This window comes from Inquilinus sp. KBS0705 (genome assembly GCA_005938025.2).
GTDB lineage: Bacteria > Bacteroidota > Bacteroidia > Sphingobacteriales > Sphingobacteriaceae > Mucilaginibacter.
Genome location: VCCI02000001.1, coordinates 1,439,443 through 1,458,173 on the forward strand (window position 1 = coordinate 1,439,443; position 18,731 = coordinate 1,458,173).

Annotated in this window: 19 protein-coding genes and 1 tRNA gene; 12 read left to right on the forward strand and 8 right to left on the reverse strand. The window is 41.6% G+C overall.

Features of this window, described 5'->3' with window-relative positions; genetic code table 11:
• Positions 1 to 16 precede the first annotated feature (16 nt).
• Positions 17 to 1,456: an AAA family ATPase gene (locus FFF34_006365; protein ID TSD67020.1), complete on the reverse strand. Its 1,440-nt coding sequence runs from the start codon at positions 1,454 to 1,456 to the stop codon at positions 17 to 19.
• A gap of 64 nt (positions 1,457 to 1,520) precedes the next feature.
• Here FFF34_006365 and FFF34_006370 point away from each other — a divergent pair, with 64 nt between their 5' ends.
• The 5 genes from FFF34_006370 (at position 1,521) to coaD (ending at position 4,642) form a co-directional block, all read left to right on the forward strand.
• The gene (locus FFF34_006370) at positions 1,521 to 2,333 is read left to right on the forward strand and encodes a DUF3822 family protein (protein TSD67021.1); all 813 of its coding nucleotides are present in this window, start codon (positions 1,521 to 1,523) and stop codon (positions 2,331 to 2,333) included.
• The gene (rsmD, locus tag FFF34_006375; protein ID TSD67022.1) at positions 2,309 to 2,860 is read left to right on the forward strand and encodes a 16S rRNA (guanine(966)-N(2))-methyltransferase RsmD; all 552 of its coding nucleotides are present in this window, start codon (positions 2,309 to 2,311) and stop codon (positions 2,858 to 2,860) included. The genes FFF34_006370 and rsmD overlap by 25 nt, the downstream gene beginning before the upstream one ends.
• Positions 2,853 to 3,431, forward strand: a complete 579-nt coding sequence (nudK, locus tag FFF34_006380; protein ID TSD67023.1) for a GDP-mannose pyrophosphatase NudK — start codon at positions 2,853 to 2,855, stop codon at positions 3,429 to 3,431. Before rsmD ends, nudK begins: the two co-directional genes overlap by 8 nt.
• A gap of 14 nt (positions 3,432 to 3,445) precedes the next feature.
• Positions 3,446 to 3,799 carry a DUF4406 domain-containing protein gene (locus tag FFF34_006385; protein ID TSD67975.1) on the forward strand — a complete coding sequence of 118 codons (354 nt, stop codon included), beginning with the start codon at positions 3,446 to 3,448 and terminating at the stop codon, positions 3,797 to 3,799.
• 381 nt (positions 3,800 to 4,180) lie between these two features.
• The gene (coaD, locus tag FFF34_006390; GenBank protein ID TSD67024.1) at positions 4,181 to 4,642 is read left to right on the forward strand and encodes a pantetheine-phosphate adenylyltransferase; all 462 of its coding nucleotides are present in this window, start codon (positions 4,181 to 4,183) and stop codon (positions 4,640 to 4,642) included.
• Here the strand turns inward: coaD and FFF34_006395 are convergent.
• Entirely contained in the window at positions 4,611 to 5,246 is a 636-nt protein-coding gene (locus FFF34_006395) for an NUDIX domain-containing protein (protein TSD67025.1), read from the reverse strand. The genes coaD and FFF34_006395 overlap by 32 nt on opposite strands.
• Between FFF34_006395 and FFF34_006400 the strand changes: the two genes are divergently transcribed.
• The 6 genes from FFF34_006400 (at position 5,245) to FFF34_006425 (ending at position 10,444) form a co-directional block, all read left to right on the forward strand.
• A complete protein-coding gene (locus tag FFF34_006400) occupies positions 5,245 to 5,889 on the forward strand; it encodes an orotate phosphoribosyltransferase (GenBank protein TSD67026.1) in 645 nt (214 codons plus the stop codon). The genes FFF34_006395 and FFF34_006400 overlap by 2 nt on opposite strands.
• A gap of 8 nt (positions 5,890 to 5,897) precedes the next feature.
• Positions 5,898 to 6,296: an SRPBCC family protein gene (locus tag FFF34_006405; GenBank protein TSD67027.1), complete on the forward strand. Its 399-nt coding sequence runs from the start codon at positions 5,898 to 5,900 to the stop codon at positions 6,294 to 6,296.
• Positions 6,297 to 6,636: 340 nt separating this feature from the next.
• Positions 6,637 to 8,265 (forward strand): ATP-binding cassette domain-containing protein, encoded by a 1,629-nt coding sequence (locus FFF34_006410; protein ID TSD67028.1) that lies wholly within the window; start codon positions 6,637 to 6,639, stop codon positions 8,263 to 8,265.
• Positions 8,266 to 8,373: 108 nt separating this feature from the next.
• A tRNA-Lys gene (locus tag FFF34_006415) sits at positions 8,374 to 8,449 on the forward strand.
• A gap of 209 nt (positions 8,450 to 8,658) precedes the next feature.
• Positions 8,659 to 9,753: a hypothetical protein gene (locus tag FFF34_006420; protein TSD67029.1), complete on the forward strand. Its 1,095-nt coding sequence runs from the start codon at positions 8,659 to 8,661 to the stop codon at positions 9,751 to 9,753.
• A gap of 67 nt (positions 9,754 to 9,820) precedes the next feature.
• Positions 9,821 to 10,444, forward strand: a complete 624-nt coding sequence (locus FFF34_006425; protein TSD67030.1) for a carbonic anhydrase — start codon at positions 9,821 to 9,823, stop codon at positions 10,442 to 10,444.
• 101 nt (positions 10,445 to 10,545) lie between these two features.
• Here the strand turns inward: FFF34_006425 and FFF34_006430 are convergent, their stop codons facing one another.
• The 5 genes from FFF34_006430 to FFF34_006450 form a co-directional block, all read right to left on the reverse strand.
• Complete coding sequence (locus tag FFF34_006430; protein ID TSD67031.1) at positions 10,546 to 11,475, reverse strand: hypothetical protein; 930 nt, start codon at positions 11,473 to 11,475, stop codon at positions 10,546 to 10,548.
• 19 nt (positions 11,476 to 11,494) lie between these two features.
• Positions 11,495 to 11,983: a hypothetical protein gene (locus FFF34_006435; GenBank protein TSD67032.1), complete on the reverse strand. Its 489-nt coding sequence runs from the start codon at positions 11,981 to 11,983 to the stop codon at positions 11,495 to 11,497.
• Between the two features lie 234 nt (positions 11,984 to 12,217).
• On the reverse strand, positions 12,218 to 13,576 hold the full coding sequence (locus FFF34_006440; GenBank protein ID TSD67033.1) for a HAMP domain-containing histidine kinase: 1,359 nt from the start codon (positions 13,574 to 13,576) through the stop codon (positions 12,218 to 12,220).
• Positions 13,560 to 14,258 carry a response regulator transcription factor gene (locus FFF34_006445; GenBank protein TSD67034.1) on the reverse strand — a complete coding sequence of 233 codons (699 nt, stop codon included), beginning with the start codon at positions 14,256 to 14,258 and terminating at the stop codon, positions 13,560 to 13,562. Before FFF34_006445 ends, FFF34_006440 begins: the two co-directional genes overlap by 17 nt.
• Before the next feature lie 81 nt (positions 14,259 to 14,339).
• Positions 14,340 to 14,819, reverse strand: a complete 480-nt coding sequence (locus FFF34_006450; GenBank protein ID TSD67035.1) for a GyrI-like domain-containing protein — start codon at positions 14,817 to 14,819, stop codon at positions 14,340 to 14,342.
• Between FFF34_006450 and FFF34_006455 the strand changes: the two genes are divergently transcribed.
• Positions 14,798 to 17,050, forward strand: a complete 2,253-nt coding sequence (locus FFF34_006455; protein TSD67036.1) for a hypothetical protein — start codon at positions 14,798 to 14,800, stop codon at positions 17,048 to 17,050. The genes FFF34_006450 and FFF34_006455 overlap by 22 nt on opposite strands.
• On the opposite strand, the gene FFF34_006460 is transcribed toward FFF34_006455, so the two are convergent.
• Entirely contained in the window at positions 17,051 to 18,451 is a 1,401-nt protein-coding gene (locus FFF34_006460) for a hypothetical protein (GenBank protein ID TSD67037.1), read from the reverse strand.
• Positions 18,452 to 18,731 lie beyond the last annotated feature (280 nt).

An 18,731-nucleotide genomic window follows, 5' to 3' on the forward strand; every position in this document is an offset into this window, starting at 1 on the left:
TGCGGGGAGCTTTAAATTAAAAATCAGCGTCCGCCAATCCGGGGGAATTCTTAAAAAACTTTTCATTAAAGTTAACCAGGTACAGCTCATTTGTGGCGCGGGTACAGGCGGTATAAAACCAGCGTAAAAAATCGGTGTTCACCATTTCGTCGGTTAGGTAGCCCTGGTCAACAAAAACGGCTTCCCACTGGCCGCCCTGTGCCTTGTGGCAGGTAATAGCGTACGCAAATTTAACTTGCAAAGCATTGTAATATGGGTTTAGCTTTAACTCGTTATGTTTGGCTCGTTTATTTGGTATATGGTCGTAATCCTTCATCACCTCCAAATAAAAGCGTTTCTGATCTATTGACTGCAATGCGGGCGATTCGGAGTATAGCGTATCCAGCAGTATTTTGCAATCCAGCACCGGGTCTTCGGCATAATCAGTAAACTCGAGTTGTACATCTGCAAACCTAAAGCCATACATCTCCTCTATCCGGCGCACCTTGCGCACTTTAGCTATGTCGCCGTTGGCTATAAAGCCAGTACTCCCCTCTTCCTGGTCTTGCAGCCAAAAGTAATTGTTACGCACCACCATTAGCTGGTCGCCGCCGGTTAGCTCTTCCTCGCGCATTAAAATGCGACCGCGTATCTGTCGGTTATACAGGTTGGCGTTTTTATTACTGCGGCAAATGATCAGGGTGCCATCGTGCCCGTACTTGTTATAGGCATAATTTAAACCATCCTCCAAAACATCGCTGCGCATGCGGTAAACATCCTTGTAGCCTTTGGTCACGATCTGTGGCATCAGCTCTTTACCCTGGCGAATGATCTCGCGTACTTTGGTTACATTAAACAATATGCCCGAGTCTTTTTGCTGGCGCAATACATCAGTAAGCTCATAAGTATAAACATCCAGACCAAACTGGTCTTTCATTAGCTTAACATCCAGCGCGGGGCTGTCGTCGGCACCTACGGGTGGTAGCTGGGCGGTATCGCCAACCAGCATCAGCTTGCAGTTTTTGGTATTGTAAACGTATTTGACCAGGTCGTGCAGCAGCGTTTCGCGGTTATTGCCGGTCAGCTCGTCAGATATCATAGATGCCTCGTCGATAATAAAAAGCGTATTGGCGCTCAGGTTATCGGCTATCATAAAAGATTCATCGACATTTAATGCTGATTTTTTACGATAAATGCGCTTGTGAATGGTAAAGGCCTTGCGGCCCGAGTAATTGGTGATAACCTTGGCCGCTCGGCCTGTAGGTGCCAGCAATACCGATTTAAAATTGTACTTAGGCAGCGCCTTTACCAAAGCCCCCAGCACGGTCGTTTTACCTGTACCGGCATAACCCTTTAGTATAAAGCATTCGTCGCCGTTATCGCTTTGTAAAAAGGTATGCAGCTTGCCAAACAGCTCCAGTTGCTGGGCGGTTGGCTCGTGTGGGAAAGCGGCGGTGATATGGTCTGATGTGGGCACATGCAAAAATGCTGATAAGTATGTTAATTAAGTAATTCAAAAAATATTACTTTTGTTAACCTGCATGAGCGACCACAGATATAATTACACCAGCGATGATCTTAGCCTTACCCAGGCCAATAGTTACAATTTGTTGTTACAAATTGATGCCAATACGTTTAGCTACGGCATAGTTTTTAAAAAGCAATTGCTTGCCTGGGGCGAAAACTATCCGGTTGAGGAACTGCGCGACCCGCAAATACTGCGCGATATTTTAACAGCCAATTACAAGCAGGTTATTATTGGCCTGTCGTCGGCAGTGTTTACCTTAATGCCGGGTAACTTGTTTGATAAAAACCGGGTAGCCGCAGTGGCACGCCTGCTTGATGTAAACCACCACGAAAAGGTTTACTGGCAGCAACTTACTGATGATAACGTGATCATATACAAAGTTGACGATAGCATAGCATCGGCTATTACAACCTTGGATAACCAAACGGTTAACTATAGCGCCAAAGGTTGGGTTACCATAGTGGCCGACAGCCGCCCTAATGATGATGAAATATATTTAAACCTAAGCGACGAAAAGGTTGAAGTGCTTTATTTTAATAACCGAAGCCTGCGCTTTTACAACGCGTATACCTTTAAAAACCACGAGGAACTGGCATATTATACCGCGCTTGCTGTAAACGAGGTAAAACTGCAGCCACATAACGTTACGCTTATAATAAGCGGCGATATTAATGCTACCGACCGTAACTTTACCTACCTGGCCGGATTTTTTAATAAGGTAAGCCTAAACCAACTGGCTATATTAACCTTGCCCGAGCAGGTACAATCGCACAAAGTACTTACCCTTGCTGCCCTTACGTTATGCGCATCATCGGAGGAAAACTAAAGGGCCTAAGGCTTAACCCGCCCAAGAATTTACCCGTACGCCCCACTACCGACCTTGCCAAAGAGGCACTGTTTAACATTTTGCAAAACCAAATAGAGTTTGAAGGCATAACCGTGCTCGATCTGTTTAGCGGCACCGGCAACATTGCTATGGAGTTTGCATCGCGCGGAGCCGAAAGCGTTACCGGGGTTGACCGCAGCATACATTGTGTGCATTACTTAAAGGATGCATCGCGCCAGCATGGCTTAACACAAATACAGTCTTTTAAGGCCGATGTATTTAAATACCTGGATATGGAAAGCGAACAATACGACCTGGTATTTGCCGACCCACCCTACGACCTGAATAAGATACCCGAAATACCAAAAATAGTATTTACCAAAAACCTGCTTAAACCCAACGGCTTGCTTATTGTGGAACATCAAAGCATGCAAAACCTAAGTAACCACCCTGCTTTTGTTGAGCAGCGTAAGTATGGGCATTCATCATTTTCGTTTTTTAAAGCACCGGAGGCCGGCAATGAATGATAAAATAAGAAATGTAGAGGTTAGTATCCTGTCTGATAACTGGTATACACTCAAAAAAGTAAAATACGAGCAGCAAAACCCCAACGGTGAGTGGCAAACCAATTACCGCGAGGCATACGACCGTGGCAACGGCGCGGTAATATTGCTATATAACAAGGCCCAGGGTACCGTAATTTTAACCCGCCAGTTTAGGATGCCTACTTATTTGAATGGTAACCCCGACGGTTACCTGATAGAAGCCTGCGCAGGCCTGCTGGATAAGGATAACCCGGAGGATTGCATCCGTAAAGAAACAGAGGAAGAGACCGGTTATAAAATATCGGCTGTGCAAAAGATATTTGAGACGTATATGTCACCGGGCTCGGTTACCGAAATATTATACTTTTTTGTGGCCGAATACAATAAAGACATGAAGATAGGCGAAGGCGGCGGCCTTGCCGAAGAAACCGAGCATGTAGAGGTATTGGAACTCCCCTTTACCCAAGCACTTGCTATGGTTAAAAGCGGCGAGATAAAGGATGCCAAAACAATAATGTTGCTACAGTACGCGCAAATAAACAAGCTGATATAATGAAGAAAGCATTAATGGTACTTATTGCAGGCCCTTACAGGTCGGGCACTAACGACGACCCTGAACTAATGGCACGTAACCTGCAAAACATGGAAGACATGGCCTTACCTTTATTTAGGGCCGGGCATATCCCCATTATTGGCGAGTGGTTTGCATTACCCCTGTTAAAACAGGCCGGCTCAAAATATCCCGGCGACGCGGCTTACGAAGAAATATCCTACCCTATCGCAAGGCGCTTAATCACTAAATGCGACGCCATTTTAAGAATTGAAGGCGCATCAAAAGGTGCCGATGGCGATGTAGAGTTTGCCAAAGCTGCCGGTTTAAAGATATATTATAACCTGCAAGATCTGCTTAACGATAATTAGCATTTTTTGGTGTGGTTTACTAAAAAACCACCCTGTCATCCCGAGCGAGCGTAGCGACGAGGGATCTTGTTCACATGACAGGCGGCGAGCTTGCATCATGAACAGGATCTCACCTCGTACTTTGTCCGATATGACAGATCTCCTTTAAACGGCCTATGCGATTCCCTCCCAACGGGAGGGTGCAGGGAGGGGTTTATACACCCTATATTTACCAAAGAATATCTTAACTTCAAATTTGTTAAACCCCTTCCTACCCTTCCCTAGGGAAGGAATCGCACAGGCCACAGCGCATTGTTTGCCGTACCTCATATAAATGACCATTTGCTTTGCAATAATTATCCTTACTTTTGATTACAGCAATAAGCCGTCATCTATATATACATGAAAATAGCCTTATTTCCCGGATCGTTTGACCCTGTTACCAAAGCACACGTTGATATTGTAAAACGATCGATAAGTTTGTTTGATAAGGTTTATATAGGCATAGGTGTAAACAGCACCAAACAAGGCCTGCTACCGGTAGGTAAACGCGAGGAGATGTTAAGGGCGGTTTTTATGCACGAACCCAAAATACACGTGGTTGCTTACGAAGGCCTAACCGTTGAGTTTTGCAAAAGCATTGGTGCCGAATATATGATACGCGGCATACGCACCGTATCTGATTTTGAGTATGAAAAAGCCATAGCACAAATGAACCACGCTTTGGAACCCGAAATTGAGAGCATATTTATTGTAAGCAAACCCGGATACTCGTCAATCAGTTCCAGCATTGTGCGCGAGATAATCCGATACAACGGCGATGTGGCACAATTTATTCCGAAAGAAGCTCTTCCCTTTTTGTAATCAGGTCTGATTTTTCCAGCACATCAATAATCGACGGGAAAGTATTGCCCAAAATATCGTTTATATATTTTGTTTTAAACCAGCGCACATCGGTAATACCCTCTTCTAACTGCGGCACCAGCTTTTGGTTGCCTTTATAGTCCATTGCAAACCAATGCGTTTTTTTAAGGGTAAACTTACCTTTCCATATATAGGTATGGTAGGTTTTACATATTTTTTGGCCAAGCTTTACCTTAATACCGCACTCCTCTTCAATTTCGCGCACGGCGGCAACCTTGGTTTTTTCTTTCTTTTCTATTTTACCTTTTGGCAAATCCCATTTACCGTTGCGATAAATAAACAGGTATTCGCCCTTCTGGTTTTGTACCAGCCCACCGGCAGCCTCTACCAAATGGTTTACCCTTTGCAGCTTTTTTATAGTTGCCCTGGGGTCGGTACAAAGCACATAATATAATTGCTGCGGATGCTGCAAAATGTTGTTATAAATGTTTTCCAGATCAAAATCCTCATCATCAATCTGTTGGTATTGCTCAGCATTAGCAGGTTGGGATGCTGTTAGCAAAATAACTTTTTCGTTAATATAAATTCTGTATTTTTGAGCCATGTTTACCAATAGTGATACCGAGCAGCAAGTTGCTGAATTTTTGCTGCAAATTAAAGCAATAAAATTACAACCTAATAATCCGTTTACATGGGCATCGGGCTGGAAATCGCCAATTTATTGTGATAACCGCATCACTTTATCGCACCCTACCATACGTACTTATATAAGGCAGCAGCTATCATCGGCCATATCAGAAGTATTTGGCTCGGTTGGTTGCATAGCGGGTGTAGCCACCGCGGGTATACCACAAGGTGTATTAATTGCCCAGGAATTGGGCCTGCCCTTTATATATGTGCGTGCAAAAGCAAAAGAGCACGGCACCGGCAGCTTAATTGAGGGTGAAATATCTACAGATAAACGCGTAGTAGTGGTTGAGGATCTTATATCTACCGGTAAAAGCAGCTTACAGGCTGTTAACGCGCTGCGCGATGCTGGTTATACCGTAGCAGGCCTTGCCGCCATATTTAGCTATGGGTTTGATATTGCTACCGAAAACTTTAAAAAAGCTAAATGCCCGTTCTTCACCCTATCAAACTATAACGCTATGTTAAAGTATGCCGAAGAACACCAGTATATATCAAGGGCCGATGTTGATGTTTTAAAACAATGGCGCGAGCAACCCGATACCTGGGGCCAGCAATAATAATTTTCATGAGTATTTTTGAGCATACGGTTACCGTAAGTAACACAGCCGAAAAAGTATACGCTTTTTTGGCTGATATGAACAACCATAAGGCATTAATGCCCGATAATATTACCGATTGGTCATCAACCTATGATGAAGCCAGCTTTAATATCCAAAACATTACAAAGCTATCTTTAAAAATAGATGAAAGGGTAGCAAACGATATGATACGGATTGTGCCCGCAGAAAAAGCCCCGTTTGAGATGGAGCTGAAGTGGGTTTTATTACCTGAGGGTACACACACAAAGGTAACGTTCAGCATTAATGCCGAATTGAATATGTTGATGAAGATGATGGCCTCTGCCCCTTTAAAAAAGTTAGCCGAGGAAGAAACAGAACGACTGGCAACATTGCTTAATACATAGTTAATAATGTATTAATTATTAGTCAATGTATTAATTATTGGTCATTGTAGTCGTTAGTAAACTTAACATCGTACGCCATAATTAGGGCGTTAATTATTACCAAAGTTATTGCTATAAGTACCATAGTATTAGATTTTTTAATTGGTTAACTAAAAAATAACAAATACTATTCCAATTTGCCGATTTCGCATTTTACAGGCGAAAAAAATTACCTTAGTGTAAAAAATACAATCTGATATCCCCTAATATTAATATTCTGGTAAAATATTCCCCGTTAAGGGCAATGGCCGGTAAATAAATTAAGTTTTTAGCGTATTTTTGCGCATTATATAAGTACAGCATGATAACGGTATCTAATCTATCCTTACGCTATGGCAAGCGTACCCTTTTTGAAGACGTTAACCTAAAGTTTACCCAGGGCAACTGCTATGGTATTATTGGGGCTAACGGCGCAGGTAAATCTACATTCCTTAAAATATTATCGGGCGAGATAGACCCTACCAGCGGTTTGGTGAGCTTTACCCCCGGCGAGCGCATGGCGGTTTTAAGCCAAAACCACTACGCCTTTGACGAGTTTACGGTTATTGAGACTGTGATGATGGGCCACAAGGAAATGTATGCCGTAATGAAGGAAAAGGATGCCATTTACCTGAAAGAAGATTTTACCGATGCCGATGGCGAACGCGCCGGAGAATTGGAAAACCTTTTTGCCGAAATGGATGGCTGGAATGCCGAAAGCAATGCCGCTACCCTACTAAGTAACTTAGGTATAAAAGAGGAGTTTCATTATAAACTGGTTAAGGATCTGGATAACACTCAAAAGGTACGTGTGTTATTAGCGCAGGCCCTGTTTGGCAAACCCGACATACTGTTACTGGATGAGCCTACCAACGATTTGGACATACACACCGTTAGCTGGCTGGAAGATTTTTTGGCATCGTACGAGGCCATTGTACTGGTAGTATCGCACGACAGGCACTTTTTAGATACCGTGTGTACCCACGTGGTAGATATCGACTTTGCTAAAATGACCATTTACACCGGTAACTACACCTTCTGGTACGAATCGAGCCAGTTAGCATTGAAACAACGATCAGATCAGAACAAGAAAACTGAAGACCGTGTAAAGGAGCTACAGGAATTTATACGCCGCTTTAGCGCCAACGCGTCAAAATCAAAACAGGCAACCAGCCGTAAAAAAGCGCTGGATAAGATCAACCTTGACGAGATACAACCATCAAACCGTAAATACCCGGGCATTATATTTAATAACCAGGGCCGCGAAGCCGGCGACCAAGTGCTACAGACCGAGAACCTGGGTAAATCGCTTAACGGCGAGGTATTATTTGCCAACGTTAACATTATGCTTAACAAAGGCGATAAAGTAGCCATACTATCGCAAAACAGCTTAGCAACAACCGCCTTTTACGATATTTTAACCGGCCGCGATACCGATTACAAAGGCAATTTTAAATGGGGTGTAACCATTAATGTGGCTGATATACCTATTGATAACTCTGAATATTTTAAAGGCAAGGACATGAACCTGATAGACTGGCTGCGCGAATACTCGCCGGGCGAAAAGGACGATCAGTTTATCCGTGGCTTTTTGGGCCGTATGCTTTTTAGTGGCGAAGAAGTATTAAAGAAAAGCAATGTACTAAGCGGTGGCGAAAAAATGCGCTGTATGTTTAGCCGCATGATGCTGCAAAGCGCCAACCTGCTGATATTAGATGAACCAACCAACCACCTGGACTTGGAATCGATAACGGCGTTGAATAATGGCATGAAAGACTTTAGAGGAAACATCATATTCACCTCGCGAGATCATGAGCTGGTAGAAACCGTTGCTAACCGTATTATTGAAATTACGCCTGGTGGGGTTATTGATAAGCTAATGACCTACGACGAATACATTAACAGCGATGTAGTACAAAAACAACGCGAAGAAATGTATGCGATGGCATAATAAGGCGAAAGGTAAAGCTGAAAGGTAAAGGTTACCTATAGCCGATAAAACACCCTTAGTACATTCAACAATAATTTGTTTCTTTGCCCTCCCGGTAAAACAAAAAATGACTTGGTAGCTCAGCCGGTAGAGCAACTGACTCTTAATCAGTGGGTCGAGAGTTCGAGCCTCTCCCAGGTCACAAAAGACGAAAGCCTTAAGTCGAAAGTCTTGAGGCTTTTTTGTTAAAGTTCCCTTGTGCAGCGGATGTTACGATAGTATCTGTCCTCCGCTTGGGTAATTTGAAAAAGCTTCATACAAAAGCACTGAGACTTTTCGGTCATTCGACAATTTTATTTTTCTGTAGCACTTAAACTGATAGCTTGAGTATTATGCGTTTTTATATCTTTGTTTATGTACGTTAATATATTCAAGCCAATATACCTTCTACTAATTGTAATAATTTTTTCCATATACGGTTGTGGTAAGCAAGGGCCTGAAGGGAAGAAATCTTTAATAGATCTGATAAATGAGCCCGTCGGCGCCAATTGCGCAACAGGTGGTTACAAGATAGTAAGCGGGGTCGACCTGAACAACGACGACATTTTAAGCGAGTCGGAAATTCAAAGCACTAAGTACATATGTAATGGTGCCAACGGTAACAATTCGCTCGCTGCGCTTGTACCGGAACCTGCAGGCCCTAATTGCGCAACAGGCGGTTACAAAGTAAATACAGGCATCGACCTTAACAATAATAATATACTTGATACAAATGAGGTAGTCAACTCCGAATATATTTGCAGTGGTTTAAACGGAAACAATTCGTTAGTAGCATTAGTTGCCGAACCTGCCGGGCTAAATTGCAGTAATGGCGGTTATAAGGTAAATTCAGGTACAGATAGCAATAAAAATGGTGTGTTAGAAAAGTCAGAAATACAAAGTACCTCATACATATGTAACGGTAACAACGGCTTAAATTATTTAATATCAGTAAAATCCGAGTCTGCCGGCACTAATTGTACTTATGGAGGATACAGTTTTAATACCGGTATTGATGTTAATAAAAACGGAATACTTGATGTGAATGAAATAACCGGAACGGTATATATCTGTAACAATACCGCAATTAACGAGATACGTATTCCGCTTGATTTTTCGGCTAACACAACTAGTACTGCAGGTGTTTCGGGATTAGCTATATCAAATTTTAATAAAGCTAACTATACAGGCCTTGATTCGATAGTATTTGTCGCGAGACCATATTCAGGCAATTCGGCCAGTAATGCTATAATTGATTTGGTAAACTTAACAGATAACATTATCTGGAATGATAGCAGGCTTACATCTAATAAACCATATGACGAATCTGAATCACAGACATCAAAAAATTTATACAACATTATACCTGACAAACCTATTAATATTGGATTAAGAGTGCGAAGCGAAAAACAGGGCGCTTTTGCTGGCGCTGGGGGAACAAATTACTTAATTCTTTACCACAAAGAATAAATAGCGACCATTTAGTATCTCATCTTTTCGGAAGCTTTTATTCACTATAAACCATCATTTTAAAGCTATGCGTACCCATTCAAAAGAAACCCAAAGTAGTTTAACACCGGCTGCCGCCTTGCAAATTTTAAAAGAAGGCAATCAGCGATTTATTAATAACCTTAAGGCTAACCGTAACCTGTTGCAGCAGGTAAACGAAACATCGGCCGGGCAATTTCCTTTTGCTACTATTCTAAGTTGCATTGACAGCCGTACATCGGCCGAGCTTATTTTTGACCAGGGGCTTGGCGATATCTTCAGCATACGTATAGCCGGTAATGTGTTAAATGAGGATATTTTAGGCAGTATGGAATTTGCCACCAAAGTAGTAGGCACCAAAATTATTGTAGTGCTGGGCCATACCAAATGCGGGGCTATAGTTGGTGCCTGCAACCATGTTGAATTAGGTAACCTAACTACACTGCTCAACAAAATTCAACCTGCAATTAGCAGTGAAAAAACCATCAGCGACAACAGAACCGGTACAAATACCGAATTTGTAAACAAGGTTACCGATATACATGTTGGTTTAACTATTGATAGAATAAGAAAAGAAAGCCCCATAGTAGCCGAATTAGAACAACAGGGAAGTATTAAAATAATAGGCGGTATATATGATGTAGAAACCGGTTTTGTTACCTTTTTTGAATAAGTACTATTAACTAATATAAAATAACGACTGATCGTATCAAAACACATCAGTCGCAAAAAAGCCCTTTAGCGAACGCTAAAGGGCTTTTACATGAACAAACCTTACAGAATATAAAACACTTTCGATTTACTGTAGGCCGAGCCTGCGGCCTGTTCTTCGTGTTTGTATTTTTCCTTTAGCATTTGTTTAATATCGCGCTCAATAGTACGCGATATGGTAGTTGTTGGTGTATCGGTTGGTTTGTTTTCAAAGGGATCTTGTAAGTGGATAGCCATGTTCTCTATCAAAAAGAATGAGGAAGCAATAGCTATAACTAAGGGCACCTCTACAACCCCAAAAAACTCAATTAAACCAAACGGCAGCAACAATATAAACAGCAATACCGAAAAGTGTATGTACACACTGTAGGTAGCCGGGAATACGGTATTCTTGATGCGTTCGCACCCACCCATTGAATTTGAAAAACGGGTTAAGGTTTTGTCTATCTCTACCTGCTGGTATTCGGTTATCCAACCCAGCTTGTAAGCACTGCGTAAGTCGGCCCCCTGTAGCTCTAATAAAGCCATTGGAACGTTGCTGTAGTTTTTTACATGCTCCATATCATCGGCATTAATAAACTTGTCCAGGCCCGTTAATGCGTCCTGACCGCGCAGGTGCCTGCTAAGACTGTACGACCACGCGATTTGCCTTTTTGCAACCCGTTCGCAAAAGGCCTTTTGTTCATCTTCGGCATACGGGGTATCAACAAAAGTAAGCAGTTGCCTTGTTAAGGTGCGCGAATCGTTTACAATAGCTCCCCAAAGCGTACGTGCCTCCCACCAGCGATCGTACGCCTGGTTTGATTTAAAGGCCAGCAATAACGATATAATGGTACCCAATATAGTTGGCACCGCTATAGGTATGGATATACGGGTAAAATGAAAGTTGTTGTACATAATGGCTATCAACACCGAGTAGGCCGTAACCATTATAACTTCCTTCTTTATCTTCCCTAAGATGTAGGTAACCGGGATATTTTCTTTTAAAAGCATAAGTGTATTTTTTGATGGTTTAAGCCTCTGTTAATTCTTGCTCGTAGGCCACAACTATTTGCTGCTGCCTGATGCGGGCGTGTGTTACCTTACTGGTGTTTATAACCGGCAAGCCGCATTTTTTTATCAGCACCTCAGGGTCTATACTGTATTTATGTATAGCGCTGTAACTGCAATTGGCGGCACTTAGCACTGCATCGGCCTGGTTGGCCTCAATAAAGTTTTTAAAAAGGCTTAGCGTACTGCCATACAAAAACTCAATTTTTATATCCTGAATTTGGGTATACTGTTTACGCAGCAGGTTACAACGCTCCAGGAATCCATCGCTTACCTTTTCGTACTCGCGGCTGCGCTTGCTTAGCATCAGCAAGTCGGTTATAGAGTCGGATAGTTTAAACACATGCACAAATACAAGGTTAATGTCTTCGTTTTTGAATTGATTACATAGGCCATGTATACAATCAAGCGACGATGTGCTGTAGTCGGTTGGGATGAGAATGGTTTTCATAAGTATTTTTAAAGGTTAATGTTTAATTATTTACTTATGCAATACTACCCTCCACTTATTAGAATGACCTAAGACAGGTATTAGAATTTAATTAAAACTGAAAATACTTCACCTACAATAAAATACTGATTTACAAATAGATATGAACAACACATACACTATCACTAATAGTATCATCCTACTTATTAAAAACTGATTAGAACAACAAAGGAGAAATTTAAAACTATGTTAGATTTATACTATCGGGAGCAGTATTTGCATTTCGGTACCTACCTGCTCTTGCGAGCGGATGGCTATCGCGCCTTTATGCAGACGTATGATATTTAGCGTAAGCGGCAAACCGATACCATACCCGCTAAACTGGCTTGTGTTTGATGCCCTGAAGAATGGCTCGAAAACATGCGATACATCCTGCTCGGGGATACCTATACCCTGGTCGGTAACCTTGATGATAATGCGGCCACCCTCGGCATATAGTTGCACACTTACTGGCTTGTTATTAGAGTATTTGCAGGCATTAAGTATAATATTGCTGATTGCAAGGCGCAGCAAGTTAAGGTTACCTTCGGTATACATCAAATCTTCATTATCCGGCAAGGCCGAAAAATCAATGTTGATAACACTATCAGGGTCTATCCTTTTTACCGAATCAGCAACATCCATCACCAATTCATCAACCCGTATTTTTTGCCAGTTTTGCTTTTTACCGTCAAACCCGGTTTGGGCAAGGCCTAATAAACTTTCTAATATTTGCGCCAGCTTTTCGGCTTCAGCAAAAATGGTTTGTATCGCCGCCTTTGCCTTACCGTTTATCTCATTACTTTTTAGCAAAAGTTCGGTTTCGCCGGTAATAATGGTTAAGGGTGTGCGCAACTCGTGCGATGCATTACTTACAAAGTTATTTTGGGTTTCAAATGCCGTCTCCAGGCGGTTAAGCATATTATTGAAGGTAAGCACCAGCTCGGCTATCTCATCCTTACCCTTAACATCACTTAACCGCGAGTGCAGGTTATTGGCGGTAATGTTTTTAACACTCTTAATTATGCCCCTAACGGGTTGCATAGTGTAATACGAGAATATTTTACCCGCCACATAAGTAAGTATTATAAAAACCACAAATATTGCTACCAATACCTTCTTTAACTGCTCCAGCTCCTTAAATCCATAAGGGTCGGTAGCGGTAACAATTACAATGTATTTATTACCGTCGATATTAAACAAAGAGCCTGCATAAAAGTGGTTGCTGTGTACATATCGGGCCTTTTTATCTTCCAAAATTTGCCGGTAAAAGGCATCGGGTAAATTTATTATGCGCCGGTATGATGGGCTGCGGGTAGTATCTAACTTAATAACAAATTCCTGTTCGTTCTCCAGCTTTTCCAGGTACTGCATTCTCACCTGCTTATAAGCAAGCGATTCTTTATCGGGGTTGATACTGATCTCGGCAGTAAGGTTTACACGTGCCTCTAACCGTTTAAAAAAATCCTCAAAGCTAAAGTCGGATACAAAGTAAAATATGGATGCGTTAAGCAACAACAAACCAACGGTAGATATGGCAACAAAAAGCAGCGTTATCTTAGTTTGTAATTTCATCGGCAATTTGTTCCTTTAAAATATAGCCCATGCCAAACACTGTGTGTATCAGTTTAACATCATAACCATTATCAATCTTTTTACGCAGGTAGTTAACATATACATCAACCACATTGGTACCCATGTTAAAATCTATATCCCACACATTTTCTAAAATCTGTATGCGCGATAGCACCGTGTTGCGGTTCTTTAAAAAATATTCCAATAAATGATATTCGGTTGCTGTAAGCGCGATGGTTTTATTGGCGCGTTTGGCCGTTTTTGATAAGGTATCTACTTCCAGGTCGGCAATGGTAAGCAGGCTTTTTGGGGTATTACCAGCCTTAGTACGACGCACCAATGTGCGTATACGGGCCTCCAGCTCGGCAAATTTAAAGGGCTTGGCCAAATAATCGTCGGCGCCGCTGTTTAGGCCGGTTACAATATTCTCGGTGCTTGACAGCGCCGTAAGCATCAATATAGCTATGCTATCATCCTTCTTACGTATTTCTTTACATACCTGTATACCGTTTATACCGGGTAGCATAATATCAAGTACAATAATATCAAAGGTATGTGCAAGGGCCATTTCTAAGCCGGTGTTGCCATCGGCGGCAACACTTACTTCCATCCCCGCATCGGTCAGTCCGCGTACTATAACCGATACCAGCCCGGGTTCGTCTTCCACCAGCAATACTTTCATTTATTTAATGTTTTAAGGCAGTTAAACCGTTTATTCAAATAAAATGTTTGGCGGGGGCTTTATAGTTAACTACATAAAGTACTATTTATTTTCCACAGGTATCCACAATTCTTCTTCCGATAGCGGATCATCGTTTTTGTATTTATCGCCCATAACGGCAAAGTGCGGCCGGTCATCAAGCACATAGTTTGAATGTGGCAGCCAGTTATTAAAAATATAGCTATAGGTTGCTGGGCCATCGCTTGCCCTCCCTTTGTGTATAAACACTGCATACATACCCGCGGGTAGTGTAATACTATCCATACCTTCGGGGATATTGTCAAGGGCTGTAACTTCTACTGCCGCCCATTTCTCAAATGTGGCTTTCGGGTTAAACGCATTAAAGAACAAGGGCGGGTAAACTTCTATTGAATATAAGTTGGTACCCACAGTATCTGCTATCTCCTTTCGCCGTGGCATAAAGCTGCGCCACAATTCAAACGTTTTATTATCGGCAAAACACATGCTTATATGTTTGCCTATAAACTTTTTCCCGGCTAATGTTTCTATCCTTGGTTGCATTCGGTAGCTTTAAGGGCTCAATATGCTATTATAATCTTAAAATGAAAAAGCTCATCATTCTATTTTTATTCATATTTATAGTGCGGCTATCTTACAGCCAAAAGCTAACTGTTTTGCATAAGGGTATCACCCTAACGCATTCTGCCACCATAAAAAAACAACTTTACCATTTTGATGGAGCAGATTCGTTATCCGCTGCTCCCATCGTTATTAAGGGCGATAACATTACTATTGATTTTAACGGAGCTGTTATTGAAGGCAGCAGTGATTACCAAAACCCCGACTTATTTAAAGGCACGGGCGTTATTATAAAAAGCGGCAAAAACATTACTTTAAAAAACCTGGTGGTAAAGGGTTTTAAAGTGGGCATAATGGCAAGGGGTATAAACAACTTAAAAATAATTAACGCCGATTGCAGCTACAATTTCAGGCAGCATTTAAACAGCAACCGCCTTTGGGAAGACCTTGCCGATTGGCAAAGCTACCACCATAACGAGAAAGATGAATGGCTGCGCTTTGGAGCCGGTATTTACCTGCGCGATTGCAATAATGCCGATATACACAACAGCACTGTAACTAATGGCCAATGCGGATTAATGATGACCAATTGCAACGACGCATTGATATATAATAACAATTTTTCCTTTAATTCAGGTTTGGGCATAGGTATGTACCGCAGCAGCCGCAACCGCATCATGAATAATAGTATTGATTGGAATATACGCGGCTTTAGTGATGGCGTTTATTACCGTGGGCAAGATTCGGCAGGGATATTGGTTTTTGAACAATGTAATAATAATGCGTTTGCCTACAATTCGGTTACGCACTCGGGCGATGGTTTCTTTTTATGGGCAGGGCAAACCAGTATGGATACCGGCGAAGGCGGTTGTAACGATAACCTGGTGTATGGCAACGATTTTTCGTACGCGGCCACCAATGCCGTCGAAATAACCTTTAGCCGTAATAAGATCATCGGGAATAAGCTGCACGATAGCTGGCATGGCATATGGGGTGGCTTTAGTTACAATACCGTTATTGCTAATAACGATTTTGCCGGCAATCTATCAGCCATTGCCATTGAACATGGCAAGGACAACATTATAGATCAAAACAACTTTAACGGCGATAAAATGGGTATCGAGCTATGGTCGAACCCTAAAAGGGTAAAGGACATTGGTTACCTTAAAAACCGCGACACCCGCAGTGTAAATTACCACATAGGTAACAACAGCTTTAAAAATGTTAAAACGGTATTTAACATTAACCACACCAGCCAGCTGGATATTGATAATAACTATACAATTGGCGCAATTAACACCAATAAGGTAGATAGTACTGTAAAGGACTTAAGGTCTGACAAAAACAGCGAGTTGGCAAACCCCGTTATGGATAGCACTTATATGCCGGCTATAAAAAAGCTGTCAAACGGCAAAAATGCTATGCTGACGGCAAACTATCCTCAGGGCAAAAAATATATTATGATGAATGAATGGGGGCCTTATAATTTTAACTACCCGGTGTTATGGAAAGAACCATCTAAAACGCCCGGCACACTTATACTAAATGTAATAGCCCCGGCCGGTAAATGGCGCATAACCCGGATGAAGGGTGTAACTCATCCCTCAGCAATAGCAGGTAAAACATCTGAACAAATTACCCTTGTAAAAGACACCACCGCGTTAACAGATATTGATGTTGAAATGGAATATACCGGGCAGGCGGTTACATCGCCATTTGGCAAAAAATATGGCAAAGGGCAGTCATATACTTTCCATTACCGCGAATTTGACCTGTCCCTTAACTGGGAAACCAGGTGGTTTGTGTTTAATGACAATAACTCCCCAATACAGCACCCGACAGAATTTGCCAAACTGCTAAATACTACACCTGTTAAAACTACCACAGGCAAATACCTCAACACTATTTTTGGCCAGGGCTTTGGTAAAGGTATAGCTAAAGAAAAAATAGCAACCGTATCTGCATCCACTGTTAATGCACCAACCGGCATTTACCGCATAGGCATTAGCGCATCGGAGATAGTTAGGCTGTATATTGATGATAAGCTAATTATAGACAACTGGGAACCCTCAAAAATAGTTTATGACGCCGATTACCATCGCGATGTTGTAATGCCTTTAAACGGCCGCCACACCATACGTGTGGTGCAGGCACAATACGCCGACTATGGCATTCTAAACTTTACCATACAACCAGTATATCAGAGCAACTAATTACTTTTCCAGCTCGGCTATTGCCGCTTTTAGCCAATCTTCTTTAGCATCTAAGGCTTTGTTTGGTTTTATGCCTATGTTGTCTATGCCCTGCCCTACATCTAACCTGCGACTACGACTGGTAGAATAGCGTAGTATGTAAGGCATGCAGGAAAATGGCGCTTCGCGAACATTCGAATAATCTAAAGTACCGGATGTATGTTCGCCCATTAATACAACCTTTTTGCTTTGTATGGCTTCAAACAAAAACTGCTCAGTGGTGCTGGCACAGCCTTTATCTATCAAAACAACTACTTTTTTAGGCGAGGATAACACTTTCATATCCGAGTTGGTATAATCGTCGTTACCGGTTACAAATTTACCAACATTTTTTTCCATGTTATTTATTTTGCCTTTTATATCGTTTTTGGTTTCCTCAGCCATATCGGGGTCTTCCAACTCTTTTTTCCAGCCTGCAATATTTGCTGCTGTTGATAGTACATCAGCACCAATGGTTTTAATGGGGTTAGTATAAATATAAGGTAATATGGGGCTATACGAATAATCATCGCCCCCACCGTTGCCACGCAGATCGAGCACCAGGTAAGGCATTGCTTTTAAAGCCTCATCATTCGCTTTAAAAACCGAATCGATGTTTTTATAGTTAGATGTACCAAAGTTTGATATTTTAATATATAGCGTTTTATCCGTCAGTTTTCGCGATGCTACCGGCACATAAGCGTCGTACTTCTCTTGCTGAAAAGTAGCACCCTCCCTCACCCAATCGCCGCCTATGCGGGTATTGTTCACAAAAAAATTAAAGTATTCAACTTTTGGCAGCTGGTTACGCACAAACAGTATGCCTTTCATATTGCCCTCATCATTTTTTTTTGAGGCAAACTTTAGCATACCGCGTTTCCAGCCGGGCAGTTTGGAATCTATAATAACGCCCACATAATCATGCAATAACGTAGAGTCTTTATATACTGCTATTCGGTAGGACGAATCGTGCCTGAATATATAAATACCCTCCTCGGTTTTTGATTTACGCAGCTCTTCTATTTTAGCATCTGTTAGTTGAATGATCTGCCTTTGCTTCACTACCGCCGAATCTGTTTTCATGGCATCAAACTTAACGCCGATGCTTACGTGGTGGTCTTTAAACTTATCAAGGTAGCTTGATATTACCAGCAGGCAGGTTTCGTTAGCATTAGGCTTTTTACTATAAGCTAAATATTCATCGGTCATCTTTTTATAGGCGGCATCGCCCATTTGTGCCTTTTTATCTTTAAAGCCAGCGTAATTTTTCTCCATAAAGTTTTTTATGTAAGTAAACTCGGTTTGGCAATCACATTTTTGGGCAAATGAATTTAAGCTTATTAAAGCCAAAGCAGGTAACAGCAGTAGTTTCTTGATAGTCATATGGCGTAGGTATTTGTTGTGCCTAATATAACTGTTGTGGGCATCAGAAGCTAATTTAAAGGATAGATAGTAAAAATTTTACAATAGCGTTTAAAGCAATTCTTTATTTTAACAATAATGTATATACATTCCATAGATTTTATCACTATTAATATTTTCATTACATTATTTTAATAAAACAGATAATAAATTATCTTTATCTCATCAATATCGCAATACAACTAACAAACTGTTGAAAAACATAACACGCAGAGATTTTTTAGGTAAGGGTGCAATGCTG